This is a genomic window from Candidatus Hydrogenedentota bacterium, from assembly GCA_019637335.1.
Classification (GTDB): Bacteria; Hydrogenedentota; Hydrogenedentia; order Hydrogenedentales; family JAEUWI01; genus JAEUWI01.
This window is the reverse complement of sequence record JAHBVV010000021.1, coordinates 20,442-39,519: the sequence shown is the minus strand read 5'-3', so window position 1 is coordinate 39,519 and position 19,078 is coordinate 20,442. Positions and strand designations below refer to the sequence as shown.

Below are 19,078 nucleotides of genomic sequence, written 5' to 3'. Positions count from 1 at the left end.
GTGTGCGGAATAAGCGGCGCGGTCTGGCGGGAGGCGCCGGATGACGAAACGCGCGCACGGGTCCGCGCAATGTCGGGCGAACTGGCGCACCGCGGCCCGGACAACGCGGGCCGCTGGGTTGGCCCGCGCGCGGAGATCGGCCACCGGCGCCTGAGCGTGATCGATCCCACGTCGGCGAGCCACCAGCCCATGACGAGCGCGGACGGGCGGCAGATCATCACGTACAACGGCGAGGTGTACAACTTCCGCGAGCTGCGCGCCGAACTCCAAGGCGCGGGAACGTGTTTCCAGACGGCCGGCGACACCGAGGTGCTGCTGGAGGGCTTCGCCACGCGGGGCGAGGGCTTCTTCCCCAGGTGCAATGGCATGTTTGCGGCGGGGTTCTACAATCCCGATGCGGAGACCCTGGTCCTGGTTCGCGACCGGCTCGGGATCAAGCCGCTCTACTACGCCGAGATCCCCGGCGGGCTGGCCTTCGCGTCGGAACTGGCCCCGCTGCTTCGATCCGGCCTGGTGGATTCCGCGATCAATCCCGCCGCAATGGACGCGTACTTCCAGTACCTCTATACGCCGGGTCCGGAGACGATCTACCGCGGCATCCACGCGCTGGAACCCGGCTGCATGCTGGTGTGGCGCGGCGGGACGTTCCGCATTTCGCCCTACTGGACGCTGCGCTACGCCCCAGACCCATCGTGGACCCTGGAGCGCGCGTCCGACCGCCTGGATGAGCTACTCGCGGACAGCGTGCGCCTGCGCCAGCGGAGCGACGTGCCGCTGGGCGCCTTCCTGAGCGGCGGCATCGACTCCAGCAGCGTGGTGGCGGCGGTTTGCCGGGATCGCGCGGCGCCGCTCAAGACGTTCAGCATCGGATTCGAGGACCCGGAGGCCGACGAACGGCCCTACGCCCGGGCGGTCGCCGCACACTTCAATACGGATCATACCGAAGCCATCCTGCAACCCGATCTCGCGGATCTGCTCCCCCGGATGCTCGCGCACGTTGGCGCGCCCTTCGCCGATTCCTCGCTCCTGCCCATGTGGCTCGTATCCCAGCTTGCGCGGGAACAGGTGACCGTGGCGCTGTCCGGCGATGGCGGCGACGAACTGTTCGCCGGCTACACCTGGACGCATATGGCGCGGCGCGTACACCAGTACCGCCGCGTCCCGGCGTGGATGCGCCGCGCGGCGGGCGGCCTGATCGGGCGCCTGCCGGACCGCCCGGCGGCGCAACGCCTCCAACGCTTTCACGAGGACAGTTTTCTCGCGCCGGCGCGGGGATTCCAGCGGCGGCTTTCCTGCTTCACGGGCGCGCAGCGCGCGGCGCTGATCCGGCCGGAGTGGCGCGTGGAGAATACGGAGCGATTTGACGCGATCTGCGCCGAATGCGCTGATCTATCGCCCGAGGATCAGATGCTGTTTATCGATACGCGCATGTACCTCCCGGACGATATCCTGACAAAGGTGGACCGCATGAGCATGGCCCACGGCCTGGAGGCGCGCGTGCCCCTGCTCGACCACCGCATCGCCGAGTTCGCCGCCACGCTGCCGTTTTCCTTGAAATATGCCCGCGGCCAGTCGAAGCGCGTCTTGAAACACCTCATGCGCGATCGCCTGCCGGCGGCGGCGCTCGCGCAGCGCAAGCGGGGCTTCTCCCTGCCCGTTCACCGCTGGATGCGGGAGGACCTGGAGGATCTCGTACGCGATACGGTCCTCGCGGCGGATGCGCGCTGCCGTGAATACCTGAATCCCGATTTCGTCCGTTCACTACAGGAACGCCACGCCGCGGCACGCGAGAACCTCGGCCACCACCTGTGGGCGCTCCTCGTTTTCGAACTGTGGCTCCGGTGGCGGGCCCGGGCGTCCATGGCTTCAGGACCGTCCCGATAGGCGGAGTTCCCTCGTTGCGTGCCAGAACGAACGAAGCCCCGCCAGCGGCGGGGCTTCGAGGTTCTTCAACGTGGTGTACGGTAGCTCGCGACTACCGGGGCGTACCGCGCCAGCGCCGCACGCCCAGGCCTCCGAGGCCGAGGGCCAGCAGCGCTACCGTCGCGGGCTCCGGGATTGGCGCGCTCGCGTTCAGCTCGCCCGAGAATCCCAAACCGAACGGGTCGCCGATGTTGGCGTATACTCCACCGTATTGCGATTCGCTCCAGGCCCACACATCCAGATTGTAAGTGATATCGAACTGCTCGCCCGCGGCGAACTCGCCGAGCGCGACCTCGCCCCCAAAGGGCTCAAAGTAGACGTCATAATAGCCGTACATGGGCTCATAGTAGATCGTGTGGGTAAGGCCATCCGGATCCAGAACAACGTTGTCGTCAATCGGGCTGCCGGACGCGGTTGCCGTGCGCGACCAGACGGACGAACCATTCAGCAGGATCTCCAGGCTGAAACCCGCCGTCCCGCCGTTTCCGTACAACGACAGCCATCCGCCATTCACATAATAGCTGAAATCGTAGGACAGCGGCCCGCCGCTATTGTTGGAAAAGGTATCGGTCCAAGTCGAAGAGCCCTGGAACCACATGTCGAGGACGTCATCGCCCATGTCCAGCGCGGCGTTGGCGGCCAGATTGCCGGAGGTTTCCCCGAATCCGCCCGCGTAGCCGTAGCTGGTGTAATAATAGTCCAGCGGCCCGACCCCTTCAGTCACCTGCGTGGGGAGGCTCTCGGCGCCATACCAAACCTGGGACCAGATCCATCCGGAATTCGTGGAATTCGGGCCGTCCTGATCGGTAACGGTTTCGGGCGTGGTCGTTGTCACTTCGTATTCGGCGTTGGTCGTCACCGTAACGGCGCCGGCCGTAGCCGAGAAGATTCCGCCCAATGCGAGCGCCATCAACGTCGAAACGGCCACCCGTGGCGGCACACAACCCAGACCGGGACATTTCTTGATTCCCATTTCGCATAACTCCTTTATCAATAGGTACTTCCAAACAGCGACACCGAGGCGGCGACGGCGTGACCACGCGCTCCCCGATGCGCAAACCACCGCAATTTTCATGCCAAGCGGAACAGCAGGGAGATACGGGTTTTACGGTGCGGGACGGGTGCGATTCTTTGCGTTGACTCGTCCCAACCGAAACGCATTCGGCACATCAGCCGATGATCGTTTATCACGAATGAGTGTTTTTTTACCCCGCGACCCACGCCGATGCGAAGATTCATGACGATACTGCGGGAATACTCGCGGGAGTCTGGGCGGGGACCACGCAGATCAATATCCTGCGCTTCATCAGACCGCCATCTTTCGGGCGCGGTCTGGAATTGGGGGTTGCGACAGGGGTCCTCATCGAGCCTGGCTTCCGGGCCCGGGCCTGATCCGGCCCCGCTTTTCCCCGCCCGGTGAATACAGTACAATGGCGTATTGAACGAACGCAGGAGTTTCCGCATATGACACGACGGATTGTGGCGCTATTCTTCTTTCTGCTCGCGCCCGCGGCGCTATCCCAGCCGATCGATATCGCGGCCTACCTCGGCGAGAGCTGGTACGGCGTCTACATGAACGACCAGAAGGCGGGCTACGCGGTTAACAAGGTCGAGCAGAACGACGACGGGAGCGTATCCGTTATCGAGAATATGCGCTTTCAGATCAACATGGCGGGCGTGAAGCAGGACATGCGGATCGAGGCGACGCGCACCTACGCTGCCGACGGCGCATTGCTTTCCATCGTCTCGGAAGTCGTGGATCCCGCCGGATCCAACCGCTTCAATGGCGTCGTGCGCGGCGACGAATTGCATCTCAAGACGGTCATCGGGGGGGCGGAGTCGGAGGGGGTGCATCCGAAGCCCAGGGAGTCGCTCCAGGACGCCATGAAGCTCGCCCAGCTGGTTTCCGGAGACGCGAAGGTTGGCGCCGCGATTGAGTTCACCACCTTCGAGCCCATGTACCGGAAGGAAATCACGGGCATCAGTACGATTGTGGCGGTGGAAGAACGCGAGATGCAGGGGGTGCACACGAAGGTCTTCAAGATCTCCACGGAACTCCGGGAGATGGGTGTAAACTCGGTGTCCTATGTCACAGAGGACGGCGTGACGCTGGAAGACGAGGTGGCGGGCCTGATCAAGCTGCGCCTGGAAGACGAACAGCTCGCGCGCGACGTTTCCTACAGTAACGATGTAATCGCGGGCAACGCGGCCCTGGTCGAAACCCCGATCCAGGATGCGCGAAAGCGGAATTCGCTCGCGCTGGAAATGCGCGGCCCCCTGTCGGACGCGCATGTGTTCAACGACGAGCGCCAGACGGTGACGCCGGCGGACGGCTACTACCGTTTCGAGGGGCGGCGCTACGACATGAAGGGGTTCAAGCCCGCGCCGCTTCCCATCACCGACGAGGCGCTGGCGCCGTGGATCGAGGCGACGCAGTTCGTTCAGAGCGATCACCCGAAGCTGATCGAAAAGGCGAAGTCGATCATCGACGAGGCGACGGCCTCCGGCGCGCTCAAGGACGCGAGCGACAGCCTGGCCGTCTCGAAGCTCCTTTGCGAGTGGGTCTACAAGAACATGAACAGCACCTTCTCCGCCCGGCTGACAAACGCGATCGAGGTGCTGGAGCACCTGGAGGGCGATTGTACGGAGCACAGCATCCTGTTTATCGGGCTGGCGCGCGCCGCGGGGCTGCCCGCGCGCGAAGTCGCCGGCCTCGTGTATGTGGAGGGCGTCCAGCCCGGCTTCTACTTCCACCAGTGGGCGAAGGTGTGGGTGGGCAAGTGGATCGATGTGGACCCGACCTTCAACCAGCCGCTGGTGGACGCCACGCACATCAAGCTGGCGGAGGGCGATCTTTTTCAGCAGGCCCGCATCATCCCGATCATCGGACAGCTTCAAATTCGGGAGGCGGAAGATCAGTAGCGGCCCGGACGAGGTAAGAGAGCGCCATGGCCAACGAGGAGACGACACGAACGCGGCGCGGTTGCGGCCGGCGCGTGGCCGCCGTGGCCCTGCTGTCCGCGCTGGGGCTCGCGGCCCTGGGGGCGGGCCTGCTCTACACCGGAACGCCCCAGCGCCTGGGCCTCCAATACGCGCTCTCTTCGCAGCTTGGCGGCGTCGCCACCGTCGAATCGGTGTCGCTGCGTAATCCGCTCACGGTACAGGGCCTCACGATCGCGGCCCGCGGCGCGTCCATCTACGGGCCGCCCCTGCGGCTGGAGGAAGCGCGCGTCGCCTATGCCCTGCGCCCCGAAAGCGGCCGCTATCTCGCCAGCGTGGCGCTGGACGGGTTACAGATCGCGATCCAGCAGGGCGTCGCGGAAAACAACTTTCAATTCCTCGCCGACCGATTCCGCCAGCCGGGCGGCGGCGAAATGGATATCACGCCGTTTCTGCCGGAACGCGTTTCCCTGAGCGACCTCTGGGTCGAAATCGACTTTCCAAGCTACTACCTCCGCGCCAATAACCTCGGATTCCAGGCGGAGCTGGCGGCGCTGGACCGGGGATCCATCGCCCTGAACGCCCCGGTTGCCGGCCTGGCGTGGTCCTCCGTCCACGCCCCGGGCGGCCCGCAATCCGGCGCGGGCGCCGTGCGCGTCGACGCGGTCTGGGACGGCCAGAGCGCGGACCTCGACGCCGAAATCGATCTGGGACCGCTCGCGCGCCTGCGCGGGACCGCCTCCTGGATGCAGCGCGGCGGCCAGCCATTCCTGTCCTTTTCCGTGCCCGAAGCCGCCTTCGAGGATCCGCTCTGGGCGGCGATGGTGACGGATCTCTCTTCCGTGCCTTTTCATTTCGAACGCCTCGCGCTCGCGGACACCGACGTGCACCTGCACCGGAGCGATTCGGGCATCGTGATCGACCAGGCCAATGTGGATGCGCGGATACCGTTGCTTACCGTGGGGCCGGCGGAAGACCCGTACTATCAAGGGCCGCTTGACGTGGCGGTGCGCGGCCAGTACGGTGACGAAACGACGATCACCGGGAAGGCCACCCTGCTGAACAATGCGAAGGTGGAGGCCTCGGTCCGCCATGCGGGCGAAGGCGCGGAGGGCAGTTTCACGTGGGACCCGTGGCCACGGGAACTGATTGCGCAACTCGCGCCCGAAGCCTACGCCAGCGCGCTGGAGATTCTGAAGCCACTGAACCGTCTCGGAGCCCGCGGCGACTTCGCGTATGGCGCCGATGGGCTGCGCATTGACGCCACCCTGGCGCTCGCCTTCGGGGACGCCGCGCCCGTGGAGGCGCCGCTGGCCGTGTCGCGGGACGCCTCCGGCGCCCTGGAACTCGAGACCGCGTTGTCGCTTCACGGCGGCAACGTGAAGAGCCGTATCGTTGTGCCGCCGGACGCGCCGGTATCTATCGCGAGTGCGCTGTCCGGGGTGCAGGTCAATCCCTGGACCGCCTCGCTGCTGGGGGACGCGATCTTGCCCGGGTTTTCCGGCGCGATATCGGGATCCGCGCTGGCTACCCTGCCGCCGGACGCCCCCGTCGCCCTGGACCTGGACCTCAAGGGCGCCGGGCTGCGGTATGGCGATGTCGTGCTCCCGGAGGAGGCCCCGGTGGAAGCTTCCGGGCGCGTGGCGCTGGACCTCGACGCCAGCCGCCTGGCGAGCGAGCGCCTGCGCGTAAAGCAGGAGGGATTGCTCGACGCCTCGGTGTCCCGCTGGTCCTTCGACATCGCGCGGGCGGCGATGCGCGGCGGGATCGGCGGCACGCTCTCGCTCGACGCCGTCGCCCGCATGTTCGACCTGTCCGACCTCTATGGGGACGCCGCGATCCAGGGCGCCCTGTCCATCACAGCGGAGGAAACCTCGCTCGGGGATTTCACGGCGCGGTCGGGGTCCTTCGGGTATGGCGACTACAGCGTTCCCTACGGCGAGGAACTGGAGCTGGCGGGGAGTCTAGCCTACGCCTACACACCGAACTCGCTCAAGCTGGCGCCGGTTCGGGCCACGATCGGCGCCCTGGCCGCATGGGAGCTCGGCGCGCTCGCGTTCCAGTTTCCGACGGGCGAAACGCCCTTCTCCATGCGGGCCTCCGCCTTCGCGCTGGAGACCGATCTCGACCTGCTGGTCCGCCGCGGGATGCTGGGCGCCGCCGAGAGCGGCCGCGCCACCCTGCGCGGCGAGGATTTCGCCTGGACCGGGGAAGCTTTTTCCGGCGCCGTCAATTGGGACCTGCGCGCGGCCTCGCTGGCGCTTCCCGAGAAAATGGCGTCGTTTGATACGATCGCCTGGGCGGGCCAGTTCAGCCCGGCGGGCGGCGAGAGCGGCGGGCGCCTGACGGCGGCGAATTTCACGATCTATGAAATCCCCTTTGGCGCGGCGGATACCTTCATCCGGATAGGGCCGGACCATCTGGCGTGTGACAGACTGGCCACCACGTTTCTGGGCGGGAACCTGGTCGCGAGCGGGCGTTTCGACTACCTGGATCCCGCCATTCCGGGAACGCTGGACGTCGAAGTGGCGGGGCTGGACCTGGCCGAATTCACGCGTATCTTCAAGCCGCCGGACCTCATGCTAACCGGCAAGGTCAGTGGAGATGCGGAAATATCGCTGTCCCTGGATGGGCTCCGCGATCTGCACGTGGACTTGGTCGCTTCCGAAAACCTGAGCATGAACCGCGGCATGGTCCGGCAGATTCTCATGTCGCAGTACGTCAATGATGCGGTGGGCAGTAAATCGGTGCAGCGGGTAATCGAAAAGGTGATCGGCAATGACGAGCAGCGCCCCTTCGAGAAGGCCACGCTCCAGCTCCGGCTTGAAGGGGGGCTGATCAAGGGCGTCGCCCGCCTGGAAAGCAAATCGCTCGACGTGACGGTTGATATCAGCGCGGAACCGGCCGCCATCCTCGAGGCCATGCGGTCCACCGCACAACAGGAACGCTAAAACTCGCGGCGCTTCCGCCGCCCGGTATAGAATACGTGAATAAGGTTTGGCGCGTTTGCGTCTCGTGTGACGAAAGGAAGGATATCTCATGAAAAAAAACAGCTGGTTCCTGAGTACCGCGGCCATACTTGTTCTGGCCGGTTGTGTCATTCGCACGGAGCACAAGATCGACGCCCACATCACCCTGGACATACGGCACGTCCAGCAACAGGCCGAAGGGGTATTGGACTTCATTGAGGGCAAGTCCGACACCCTGCCCGGATTTGAGGACGCGGGCGAACCCACGTCGTGGCTGCGGCGCGCGCTGGACGCCATCGACCCGTTCGAGACCGCGCATGCGCAGATGAACACGAAGTCGGCGAAGGTGGAGGAAATCGCCACGGCGCTGCGGAAGAACAACGACGCCATCGCGAAGCTGAAGAAGGATGGCTGCCTCGGGGAGACGAACCGCGGCTATGTTGAGTTGCGCGACTGCGACGCCCTGGCCGATGCGGCGGCGAAGAATGCGGCGCAGCAGCTCGTGGCGGACGAGAACCAGGGGCGCAAGGCGCTCTACAACGAGATCGCGCGCCTGAACAAGGACGACGGCGTGACCGTGACGAAGGTGGAGCAGATTTATGCGGTCGAGCGCCTGAAGCGGGGCAAGGCCGGCGAACGTTACCAGCTCCCGCCGGCCGGCGAGCTCTTCAATGACGTCAAGGGATCCGACATTGGCAAGAAGCTCGGCGACCAGTGCAAGCCGGATGCCTGGGTGACGATTCCCTGACCGTCCCGAATTCGTGAGACTATGAAACGGCGGCGCGCCATCCGGTGCGCCGCCGCCTTTTATGCCACCGGAAAAGTCTCAGGTTACGTATCACTTTAGCCGAACGAAGCACAGTGGCCAAACCAGAGCGACTCGTTGAATAAAGGCTACGTGCAACTATGGAGCGCCGGCGGCCCGCCGGCATTGCGCCCCCGGCGCAAGACAGCTATGGAGCGCCGGCGGCCCGCCGGCATTGCGCCCCCGGCGCAAGACAACTATGGAGCGCCGGCGGCCCGCCGGCGTTCCATGCACACCGGCTCCATCAGTAAAAACACATACTGTTCCGCACTTCAGATCGCTAAAGTGTTACCAGGTCACATCCTCGCCGACTGAGCGGCCTGGTCGAGATTCTGCGCCCTATTCGGCCATCTCAGAAGCATCCCCGGCGCCGAGCCCGTCCAGCAGCGCCCCAAGCGCCTCGGGACTGCGCACCGGGGCCAGGCACGTCTGGTTTACGCACACATACGCCGCCGGCTGCCCATCCACCAGCGTCTTCTCCCGCGCCAGCGGCGACGACTCGACAGGCCCCGGATTGTCCGGATCGAGCAGCACGATCGCCCGGTTCGGCAGGTACCGCGCAAACACCGCCGCGTGCATCGCCCGGATCGTCGCGTCGTCCCGCGGCCCGACCAGTGTGATCTCCACCGGCGCGTGCAACAGGAAGTCAACCGCCCACAGCATCCGCAGATACCCCTGCGGCGCCTGGTTCGCCTGCGGCTGCGCCGTCTCCACCACCTTCCGGCCCCACGACTGAAAATCCTCGCGGCCCGTCACCAGACCCAGGCGCAGCAGCGCCAGCGCCGCCACCGAATTGCCCGATGGCTCCGCCCCGTCATACGTCGGTCGCGTCCGCAGAATCAGGTCGGTGTGCGCCGCCTCGGTGAAATAGAAACTCGTCCCGTCCTCGTCGCCAAAACGCGCAATCATCTGCTCCGCAATCGCGGCCGCGTGTTCGATCCAGACCGGGTCCAGCGTCCCCTCGTACAGATCCACAAACGCATTCGTCGTGAACGCGTAGTCGTCCAGGTAGCCCGGAATCCGGCTTTCGCCATGCCGGTGCGTCCGCAGCAGCCCGTTCTCCCGCAACATCCGCTCCATCAGAAAGCGCCCCGCGTTCTCCGCCGCGATCGTGTAGCGCGGCTCCCCAAGCACCGCCCCCGCCAGCGCCAGCGGCGTGATCAGCAGCGCGTTCCACGATGTCAGCACTTTATCGTCCAGCCCCGGGCGCGTCCGCACCGCGCGTATCTCCAGCAGCTTCTGGCGCAAGGGCGCGACACGCGCCTCCAGCACCTCCGGATCGAGGCCCTGCTCCGCCGCGATCCGCGCCGGCGGCCGCGAGATATGCGGGATATTCAGCCCCCGGTGGTAGGTCTCGTGCGACGAAAAGTTCCCGCGCTCCATGATGTTGTAATACGCGCAGATCAGCCGCCCATCCTCCTCGCCCAGCGTATCCAGGATCTCGCGGTGCGTCCAGAGGTAAAACTTGCCCTCCTCCCCCTCGCTGTCCGCGTCCTCCGTGCTGTGAAAGCCCCCGAGCGAATCAAGCATATCGCGGATCTCGTAATCGAGGATTTCCCGCGTAATCTGACGGTAATACGGGTCGCCCGTCGCCTGCCACGCCTCCAGGTACACCTGCGCCAGCTGGCCATTGTCATACAGCATCTTCTCAAAATGCGGCACGAGCCATTCCGCATCCACCGAATACCGGTGAAACCCGCCGCCGATCTGGTCGTACATCCCCCCGCGCGCCATCTTGTCCAGCGTCGCCGTCGCAATCTCCAGCAGCTCCGGATCGCCCGTCGCCCGGTGCGACCGCAGCAGCAGCCCGATCGCGCCGCTGTTCGGAAACTTCGGCGCCCCCCCCCAGCCCCCGCGTTCGGCGTCAAAACTGTTCTTCAATTGCTGGCGCGCCTTCTCAACCAGCTTCGACGCCAGCACCGTCTCGTCCGGCAGCGCCTTGCGCGATTGCTCCTTCAGGAAATTCGTAATGTTCTCCGCGCCCTTCAGGATCTCCTCCCGCTTCTCCTCCCAGCTCTGCGCGATGCCCCGCAGCAGCGTCGGAAAGCCAATATGCCCGTGGCGGTCCACCGGCGGGTAATACGTGCCCCCGTAAAACGGGTGCAGGTCCGGCGTCAGAAACACCGTCATTGGCCAGCCCCCGTGCCCCGTAAGACCCATCACCGCCGTCATGTAAATATCGTCCAGATCCGGGCGTTCCTCCCGATCCACCTTGATGCTCACGAAATACTCCGCCAGAAACTGCGCGATCTCCTCGTTCTCGAACGACTCGTGCTCCATCACGTGGCACCAGTGGCACGCCGCATACCCGATCGACAGGAAGATCGGCTTGTCCTCCTCCCGCGCCTTCTTGAACGCCGCCTCCCCCCACGGATACCACTCCACCGGGTTGTGCGCGTGCTGGAGCAAATACGGGCTCGTCTCGTGGATCAGGTGGTTGATATACAGCGGCTGGGCGTCATCGTGGGTCACGGCGGCCTCCCAAATGGCGGGTTGATTGCGGAGTTTCAAGACGGTTCTGCTGACACCACCATACCACATTCCACCCCCGCCGCCCCCGCTGTCCCTGTTGTCCCTGCCGTCCACTCCAGCCTAACCCCCAACTGTACATTCCCGCGCCTCCTTACTAAAATAAACCCCGGCGGTCGGGGATGCCGCCGGTTGCGAAATTCAAGAGGAAGGAACGGGTCATGATTCAGAAACCGCGCGTGTTGGCTGTTCTGGTGTCGCTGCTGCTGCTCACGGGGGCGGCGCACGGGGAACCGGTCAAGGCCTGGGAGGGTACCCTCGACCTCAAGACCTACCCCTGGATCGACGACCCGAATCCCGTCTTTTCGGCCTACGAAAACAGCATCTATTACCCCTACACCCGCCAGGACCACCTTCTGAGACACGCCGAAACGCGCACCTATCGCGCGCTCTTTCTCGAAAACGAATACCTCAAGATCACCTGCCTGCCCGAGCTCGGCGGGCGCATCCACTCCGTATGGAACAAGACCACGGACACCGAGGTCTTTCATACCCCCGGCGTGATCAAGCCCGCCCTGATCGCCATGCGCGGCGCCTGGATCGCCGGCGGCATCGAATGGAATGCCGGACCCCAGGGCCACACCGTCACCATCGTCTCCCCCGTCGACGCCGCCCTGCTGCAAAACGGCGACGGATCCGCAACGCTCGTGGTGGGCAATACCGAAAAGAACTTCCGCACCCGCTGGACCGTCCAGCTCACCCTGCACCCCGGCAAGGCCTATCTCGACGAGTCGATCCGGATGTTCAACCCGACCGACGGCACCCACACCTACTACTTCTGGAACAACACCGCCTTCCCCAACCTCGATGGAACCCGCTTCATCTTCCCCATGTCCCTCGGCAGCGACCACAACGGCGAGGAGTTCTTCTCGTGGCCCGTCCACGAAGGGAAGGACATGACCTGGCTCCGCAACTACCCCACCATGAGCTCGGTCTTCGCCTACGGCTGCGATCAGGACTTCTTCGGGGCCTACGACGTCGATCTCGACCGCGGCGTCGTCTCCCACGCCGACCACCGCCTCCTGCCCGGCAAGAAAGCCTGGACCTGGGGCGAGGACGACTTCGGCGTTGTCAGCCAGATGGGCCTTACCGACAGCGGTCCGGAAGACGCTCCCTACATCGAAGTGCAGTCCGGGCCGCTCCTCACCCAGGCGGACTACGGGTTCCTCCACCCGCACCAGGAAGTCGCCTGGCGCGAGTACTGGTACCCCGTCCATGGCCTCGGTGACGGATTCGAATTCGCCAACCGCGACCTCGCCGTAAACGCCGTCCGCAGCGGCGACAACCTCACCATCAAGATGCTCGCCACCGGCATTTTCCCCGATGCCCGCGTCGTCCTTTCGCAGGGGAACAAGGTCCTGCTCGACCAGCCCGCCTCTCTGTCCCCGGTCGCGCCCGTGTCCGTGGCCGTGAGCGGAGTCGCCTCGGGCCCCGTCGACGTTCGCGTGACGCAGGGAGACGCCACCCTGCTCGCCTATGCCACCCCCCTGGCGATCACCCCCGTGGAAGCGCCGGACCTCGCCGCGGAAAAGGCCTGGCGCGAAACCCTCCCCGAAGCCACCCGCCTCTATCACCAGGCCGAACTGCTCAACCGCGAGAACCGCCCGGAAGAGGCGAAAACCAAGTACGAAGAAGTCCTCGCCGTATCGCCGGGGCACACCGGCGCCCTGGAAGCCCTCGCCGCCCTCCACCTGGAACGCGGGGACTACACCCGCGCCATCCTCCACTGCCAGGAGGCCCTCCGGGTCGATGAGGAGGCCCACCGCGCGCGCTACCTCCTGGGCGCGGCGCAACTCGCTTCCGGCGATTTCCGCGGCGCCATCGACAGCGGCTATGCCGCCGTGCGCGGACTGGCGCTCCGCGCCGAGGGATACAGCCTCGCCGGGCGCGCCCGCATGAACCTCGGCGACTACCCGGCCGCCGTAAGCGATTTCGCCGCCGCGCGCGCGCTGGCCCCCGAAAACACGCGCTTCCGCGACTGGGAGTTCGCCGCCCGGCTCGCCGCCGGCGAGAACATCGCCGCCGAAATCGCCGCCGCGCGCGACGCGGACGACCCCACCAACTTCGTGCTCAACGCGCTCTACGCCCTGGCGGATTCGAGCAAGGCCGGCGAAGCGGTCGCCTATTTCGAGCAGAACTGCGGCGAGCGCCTTTTCACCCTCATTGAAACCGTGACCTTCTTCACGAATCTCGGCCGCTACCACGACGCCATCGCCATCCTCGAGCGCGTGAAGGACGGACGCCATTTCCTGGGGCCACTCCCCGTCTACTACCTCGCCTGGTGCCGCGCGCGCATTGGGAACGAGGCCCATGCCGCCGCCCTCGTCGATCTCGCGAAGCGCATGCCCCACACCTACACCTTCCCCTCCCGCCCAGAGACGCGCCCCGTGCTCGCCTACGCCCGAAGCGTCGACCCGCAAGACGCAAACATCCTCACCGCCGCCGGATGCCTCGAAGCCGCACTCTTCGCGATGGATGACGCCGTCGCCCTCTGGGAATCCGCGGTCCAGCAGCCCGACGCCCCCGCCGTCGCCTGGCGCCTCCTCGGGCTGGATGCCTGGAAACGCGGGAACGACCTCGCGCGCGCCGAAGAGTGCCTCGGTAACGCCATGGCGCGCGCCGCCGAGGACGAGGCGGCGCGGGCCGCCGCCGCCGAAAACCCAGACGCCGTCGAATACAAGGCCTACCTGCCCCATGGCGTGTTCCCCGTTACCAACCACCAGGTAAACCACCGCGATCTCGCGCTCGTGCTCGCCGCCGCCGGCAAGAAGGCCGAAGCCATCGCGCTCCTCGAAACCATGCCCCGCGAGGCGCCCACGCGCTTCGATATCGTCCTGTGGCTCGCCGAGGCCTACCTGGGCGAGGGCCGGTACGACAACTGCCTCGCGCTCCTGAAAGACGCCACCTTCACCAACTACGAAGGTTCCACCCGCCCGCACGACATCTTCGAGGCGGCCCTGCTCGCCCGCGGGCTTCAGCACTACGAGGCCGGCGCATTCGAACCCGCCCTGGCGGACTTCTCCGAAGCCCTCACCTACCCGGAATACCTCAACGTCGGCCGCCGATACGTCCTCACCGACGCCGAAATCCGCTACTGGCAGGGCCAGAGCCTCGCCAAACTCGGCCGCCACGACGAAGCCCGTGAAGCCTGGGCCATCGGCGCCGCGCAGCCAACAAAAGAGGCGCCAAAGCTACCCTTCATCAGCGTAAACGACGCGCAGGACGCCTTCGTGAAAAAATGCGCCGCCGCCCTCGAAGCCACGGGGGAATAGCCGCCCCGCGCCTCACGGTCCTGGCGGAACTTCACGGCAGCGATCGCTTCCAGTTCACGGCTTCCTCGCGATGCGGTGTAGCCACCGGCTTATCGGGGACCCGACCGCTTGGATTGAAACGCGAGCTTCTCGCACCCTGCCTGTGTGACATCCTCCGCGTCCCGGTGCGCGATCCAACGATAAAACATTGCTCGATACGTCCGAGACAAACCGTCGCCCTCGCCTGATTGTTGCCGTTGGTTCCACCCCAATAACGGCGCGGACCGGATTCTCGTAAGGCGGCGACCAGAGTGCGACACCCGGCAGCCTCAGAACCAGACTATTGTCGGGAGGTTACGCCAAATAGGCCTTTCGCGCGTTCGAGAGCATACCTTCGGCCACCCCTCCTTGACCTCCCCGCCCTGCCACATACCGCAAAACGCCCACGGCGCCCGGAAGCCGTTGGTGGCCTCCAGGCGCCGCTCCACACCATATTCAGTAGGCGCGTTTGCGCCCGATGTTTCGGTGTTCCTTTCCATTCAGCCCGTGTTTGTGCGTGACGCTGCTGGCCGGGGCCACACGGCCCATGTTTGCCCAACCCTGGGGGCCAACTTCCAGTACGGGCTTGAGAAACTGGCCCCGGCGCTCGTACTTGCCGAGCTCGCCCTTGTCGACGATGTTCCCGGCCTCATTGCGCGCCGCGACCTTCTGGTCCGAGGCGACATTGCGCGGGGCCGCGGCCAGCACGGGCTTGAGAAACTGGCCCCGGCGCTCGTACTTGCCGAGTTCGCCCTTGTCAATGATCGTTCCGGCGTGGGCCGAGGCGCTCATGGCAACAAAGGTGAGGGCGGTGGCGGTGAGAATCAGAGATTTGTACATGGCTGCTCTCCTTAATACCCCGTTGGGGGTGTTTGGGGTAGTAAGCGCGGTGGCGCTGTATACCCCGTTCGACAGTGGGTTTCAATTGTGCCGCCGCTCGCTGGAGTGGTCAGCCGGTTTCTTCAACCGCCGCCGTCCGCGCCAGGGCTTGCGGGCCTTGCCTAAGCGAAAGCATGTATCATGCCAAACGAAAAACCGCGGAAAACACCAATAAAAAGGGTGCTTTCGAAGAACATCCGAAATCCGCGGAAAAGCTTCTAACCACGATCGCTGGTCAGAATCTGGCCACACGGGGCCGGCTGTATTCGGTAATTCCGCGCCCGCCGGGGAGTCCCGTCCCAAAAATCAACGCCAAGCGTGAGTCAACCCCGTTGCCCGTCAATCGAATTCGGGTGGTCGCGCGGAGCGGCAACGCGCACTATAATGGGGAGTCTCGAATCCATCAGCACCCGGAAACAGCCCAGACGAAAATCCCAGGATTGGATCATGCCAGGTAGTAGCCTGCGCCACCGCATATTCGCCGCACTGACCCTGCTTTCACTGATACCGCTGACCATCGTTGCGTATCAGGGCTATCACTGTGGACGAATGGCCGTTCACGCGTTGTTGGAGCAACACGTCCTGTCGATAGCGGCTTCGCGACGGGCCATGATCCAGCTTTGGCTCATCGAGCGCGAGCGTGACCTGGCCGCGCTGGCAAGTCTCCCTGGCCTCTCCTCGGCGCTGGAAGAACTCCAATCGGGGCGTCGTGAAAAGGCTTTTTCGCACTGGCGAGAAACGCTGAACTCGATTCAAGGTGCGGGCAGCGAGTATGAGAGCCTTGCGCTCTACGGTCCGGAATGGACTTTACTTGCGGCTGCGGAGGTGGACGGCGATCCGGGACAAACGGCCGTTGACGCCGAGTTCCGCGATCGGGCCGCCAGCGCCGAGAAGGTCTACAGCGAACCGGAAGGCGCGGCGGATGGCCGCGAAGCAATGATGCGATTGAGCATCCCAGTCAGACGCGGCCAGGGCGCAATAGCCGGCTTCGTCGTGGCCCGCCTCAATGTAACCCGGGCGGTGTCCCCAATTCTGGAGGACCGGGCCGGGCTCGGTCGTACCGGCACGGTGTATCTGGCGAGCTCGGACAAGCGGCGCGGCGCGGCGCCTCTTGCCGCCACCCACGGGAGCGCGGATGAGTTCCTCGCATTTGATCACCTCGATTCCGGCGATCCGGGCGCGGCTCAGACCAGGGACTCCACTTTCCAAACAGGCGATACAATTGGAGCCACCCTTCCCCTCCCGTTGGGGAGCGATTGGTGGCTGGTCGTGGAAATTCGCCAGGACGAGGCCATGCGCCCAGTCAGGGTGTTGCTGTTTCGCGCAACGGTCGTTGTGGTCGTTGCGCTTCTTGCCGTTACGTTTGTATCGGCGTGGCTCTCCGGCTCCCTCGGTGGCCCGCTGGCCAACCTCGCCAGGGTCGCCCGCGGGATTTCCAGCGGGAACACCGATGCTCGCATGGAGCCCGCCACGCTCCGCGAGGTCGAGGAGGTGCGTTCGGCGTTCAATGGCATGCTGGACGATCTCCGGGATAAGGAAAACGTCATCGTGCGATCCGCCACGCTCGCTACCGTCGGCGAGCTGACGTCCCGGGTCGTTCACGAGATGAGAAACCCGCTATCGTCAATCAAGATGAACCTGCATGCTCTGAAATCCTCGGCCAGACTGGATGCGGATGATCGGGAGCTGGCGGAAATCGCGTCTGGCCAATCCGCCCGGCTCGAAGGAATGCTCCATGAACTCCTTCAATACGGGCGGCCCATAGATTTGAACTTGGAGCCCTTCCCCGCAGGCGCGCTGCTTGCGAACCTGATGCAAAACCTGAGGCGGCTGGCCGCGGAAAAGGGCATCCAGATCGCCTTCGAAGATTATACGGACATGGCCTCGGTAAATGTCGATGTCGAGCAATTCTCCCGCGTCCTTGAAAACCTGGTTAAGAACGCTGTTGACGCGTCACCCAACGGATCCGCCGTGGAAATCGGCGCGCGCGTTCATGGGGGCGAGGTAATCGTGGAAGTACTTGATTCGGGCGCCGGAATACGCCCCGAACACCGGGCGATACTGTTCAAGCCCTTCTTCACGACCAAGAGCGACGGAACCGGGCTGGGCCTGGCAAACGCGAAAAAAATTGTGGAACTTCACGGCGGGCGCATCTACGCCGGTGCGTCTCCCCAAGGCGGCGCGGCGTTCTGCATTGGATTGCCGCGCGCCGAACATTGAGCGTATGGGCCGCTACCGGCCATACGGAAAGCTGTCATGAACATACTCGTCATCGATGATGATCGCGCGTTGTGCCGCTCGCTCCAGATCCACCTGGAGCGAGCCGGACACCGCGCCGATACCTGCAACTCCGGCGCCGAAGGCCTTGACCGGCTCGCCGCCGAACCCTACGACCTCGCATTCATCGACCTGAACCTGCCGGACACCACCGGCCTCGATATACTGCGCAAGTTCCGGGAACTTCCGCGGAGCGCGCTGACCGTTCCGGTGATGATTACCGGCGTGCAGGATTATAAGGCTACGATTGAAGCCGTGCGCCTCGGCGCGTTCGACTATATACGGAAGCCGCTCGATCTCGATGCCGTCATGCTTTCAATTGAGAAGGCGGCCAGCCGGGGAGCTGGAGTGGCCGTGCGGCGGTCGCAGCCCGAAACGGGCGAGGCTGCTTGGAATCCACACGAAATCATCGGGTCGCACCCCCGCACAATCGAAGTGCTGAAACAGATCGCGATTACCGCGGGAAGCCACGTGCCCGTATTGGTTCAAGGTGAGACGGGAACCGGAAAAGAGCTCGTGGCGAGGGCCCTGCACGAAACAGGCGCTCCGGAACGGCCTTTTGTCGCGGTGAACTGCTCCGCCGTCGTTTCCACGTTGCTGGAAAGCGAATTGTTCGGACACGTGAAGGGCGCGTTCACGGGTGCGGACGCTGACAGGCCGGGAAGGCTGGAGGCCGCCGGAGAGGGGACGGTTTTCTTCGATGAGATCGGGGATATGCCTCTCGAGCTTCAGGCAAAATTGCTTCGCGTGCTGCAGGAAAAAGAGTTTGAACGGGTCGGTAGCACCAAGTCGATCCCATTTCGCGCGCGGGTCATCGCCGCCACGCACCGGGACCTGAAATCCATGGTGGCGGAAAAGACTTTCCGCGACGACCTGTACTACCGGCTCGCGGTGTCCACCATTTACGTGCCCGCGCTTCGCGAAAGGCGCTCCGATATCGCCATCCTCGCCAATAGCATGCTCGCGCGCCTCGGAAGGGAGCTCCACAAGGACATTCAGGGCATATCCGCCGAGGCGCTCAGCCGCTGCGAACGCTATCCCTGGCCGGGTAACATACGCGAACTGAATAACGTGCTGACCCGGGCCGCCCTGCTATCCCGCGGCCCGATTGTCACCGCGGACCTCGTCCAGACCGCCATCGGCGACGAGGCCGTGCCGGAAGGCGAAGATTCCGAGCTCAAATCATTGCGTGATATGGAAAAGGCGTATGTCACCCGTGTGCTGCGCGCCACCGGTTGGAACATCAAGCAAACGTCCGAAATCCTCGACATTACGCGCGTGACCCTGCGCAAGAAAATCGAAGATTATGGGCTGGAAAGACCCTGAGCGGAAACCTCTTCCATTTCAATCCACCAGCGGCCCACCGCGGCGTATGAGCCGAATTTCGCCCCAGCGCGTAGCCCAGGCCCCCGTATTGGCGTGCGGGATTTTGGTAAGGCGGAGACAAAAAAGACCCCGGCGGAAGC

The 19,078-nt window shown here is 64.7% G+C and carries 10 protein-coding genes; 7 read left to right on the top strand and 3 right to left on the bottom strand.

Annotation, left to right across the window (positions count from 1 at the left end; genetic code table 11):
* Positions 1 to 1,884 (top strand): asparagine synthase (glutamine-hydrolyzing), encoded by a 1,884-nt coding sequence (gene asnB, locus KF886_19160; GenBank protein ID MBX3179480.1) that lies wholly within the window; start codon positions 1 to 3, stop codon positions 1,882 to 1,884.
* Positions 1,885 to 1,975: 91 nt separating this feature from the next.
* On the opposite strand, the gene KF886_19155 is transcribed toward asnB, so the two are convergent.
* Entirely contained in the window at positions 1,976 to 2,896 is a 921-nt protein-coding gene (locus KF886_19155; protein ID MBX3179479.1) for a PEP-CTERM sorting domain-containing protein, read from the bottom strand.
* 491 nt (positions 2,897 to 3,387) lie between these two features.
* On the opposite strand from KF886_19155, the gene KF886_19150 reads away from it, so the two are divergent.
* The 3 genes from KF886_19150 (at position 3,388) to KF886_19140 (ending at position 8,580) form a co-directional block, all read left to right on the top strand.
* Positions 3,388 to 4,845: a transglutaminase domain-containing protein gene (locus KF886_19150; protein MBX3179478.1), complete on the top strand. Its 1,458-nt coding sequence runs from the start codon at positions 3,388 to 3,390 to the stop codon at positions 4,843 to 4,845.
* A gap of 26 nt (positions 4,846 to 4,871) precedes the next feature.
* Positions 4,872 to 7,814, top strand: a complete 2,943-nt coding sequence (locus tag KF886_19145; GenBank protein ID MBX3179477.1) for a hypothetical protein — start codon at positions 4,872 to 4,874, stop codon at positions 7,812 to 7,814.
* 88 nt (positions 7,815 to 7,902) lie between these two features.
* Positions 7,903 to 8,580, top strand: coding sequence for a DUF1318 domain-containing protein (locus KF886_19140; protein MBX3179476.1), 678 nt, complete (start codon positions 7,903 to 7,905; stop codon positions 8,578 to 8,580).
* Positions 8,581 to 8,976: 396 nt separating this feature from the next.
* Here the strand turns inward: KF886_19140 and KF886_19135 are convergent, their stop codons facing one another.
* The gene (locus tag KF886_19135; GenBank protein ID MBX3179475.1) at positions 8,977 to 11,109 is read right to left on the bottom strand and encodes a thioredoxin domain-containing protein; all 2,133 of its coding nucleotides are present in this window, start codon (positions 11,107 to 11,109) and stop codon (positions 8,977 to 8,979) included.
* Between the two features lie 218 nt (positions 11,110 to 11,327).
* Here KF886_19135 and KF886_19130 point away from each other — a divergent pair, with 218 nt between their 5' ends.
* Positions 11,328 to 14,438, top strand: a complete 3,111-nt coding sequence (locus tag KF886_19130; protein ID MBX3179474.1) for a DUF5107 domain-containing protein — start codon at positions 11,328 to 11,330, stop codon at positions 14,436 to 14,438.
* Positions 14,439 to 14,912: 474 nt separating this feature from the next.
* Here the strand turns inward: KF886_19130 and KF886_19125 are convergent, their stop codons facing one another.
* Positions 14,913 to 15,296, bottom strand: a complete 384-nt coding sequence (locus KF886_19125; GenBank protein MBX3179473.1) for a hypothetical protein — start codon at positions 15,294 to 15,296, stop codon at positions 14,913 to 14,915.
* Positions 15,297 to 15,782: 486 nt separating this feature from the next.
* Between KF886_19125 and KF886_19120 the strand changes: the two genes are divergently transcribed.
* Complete coding sequence (locus KF886_19120; GenBank protein MBX3179472.1) at positions 15,783 to 17,555, top strand: sensor histidine kinase; 1,773 nt, start codon at positions 15,783 to 15,785, stop codon at positions 17,553 to 17,555.
* Positions 17,556 to 17,591: 36 nt separating this feature from the next.
* A complete protein-coding gene (locus KF886_19115; protein MBX3179471.1) occupies positions 17,592 to 18,938 on the top strand; it encodes a sigma-54-dependent Fis family transcriptional regulator in 1,347 nt (448 codons plus the stop codon).
* The last annotated feature ends 140 nt before the right edge of the window (positions 18,939 to 19,078 follow it).

Excerpts from the sequence above, each read along its gene's own strand:
- KF886_19120 (MBX3179472.1), top strand. The coding sequence starts at position 15,783 with ATGCCAGGTAGTAGCCTGCGCCACCGCATATTCGCCGCACTGACCCTG.
- KF886_19155 (MBX3179479.1), bottom strand. The coding sequence starts at position 2,896 with ATGGGAATCAAGAAATGTCCCGGTCTGGGTTGTGTGCCGCCACGGGTG.
- KF886_19150 (MBX3179478.1), top strand. The coding sequence starts at position 3,388 with ATGACACGACGGATTGTGGCGCTATTCTTCTTTCTGCTCGCGCCCGCG.
- KF886_19130 (MBX3179474.1), top strand. The coding sequence starts at position 11,328 with ATGATTCAGAAACCGCGCGTGTTGGCTGTTCTGGTGTCGCTGCTGCTG.
- KF886_19140 (MBX3179476.1), top strand. The coding sequence starts at position 7,903 with ATGAAAAAAAACAGCTGGTTCCTGAGTACCGCGGCCATACTTGTTCTG.
- KF886_19115 (MBX3179471.1), top strand. The coding sequence starts at position 17,592 with ATGAACATACTCGTCATCGATGATGATCGCGCGTTGTGCCGCTCGCTC.
- KF886_19145 (MBX3179477.1), top strand. The coding sequence starts at position 4,872 with ATGGCCAACGAGGAGACGACACGAACGCGGCGCGGTTGCGGCCGGCGC.
- KF886_19125 (MBX3179473.1), bottom strand. The coding sequence starts at position 15,296 with ATGTACAAATCTCTGATTCTCACCGCCACCGCCCTCACCTTTGTTGCC.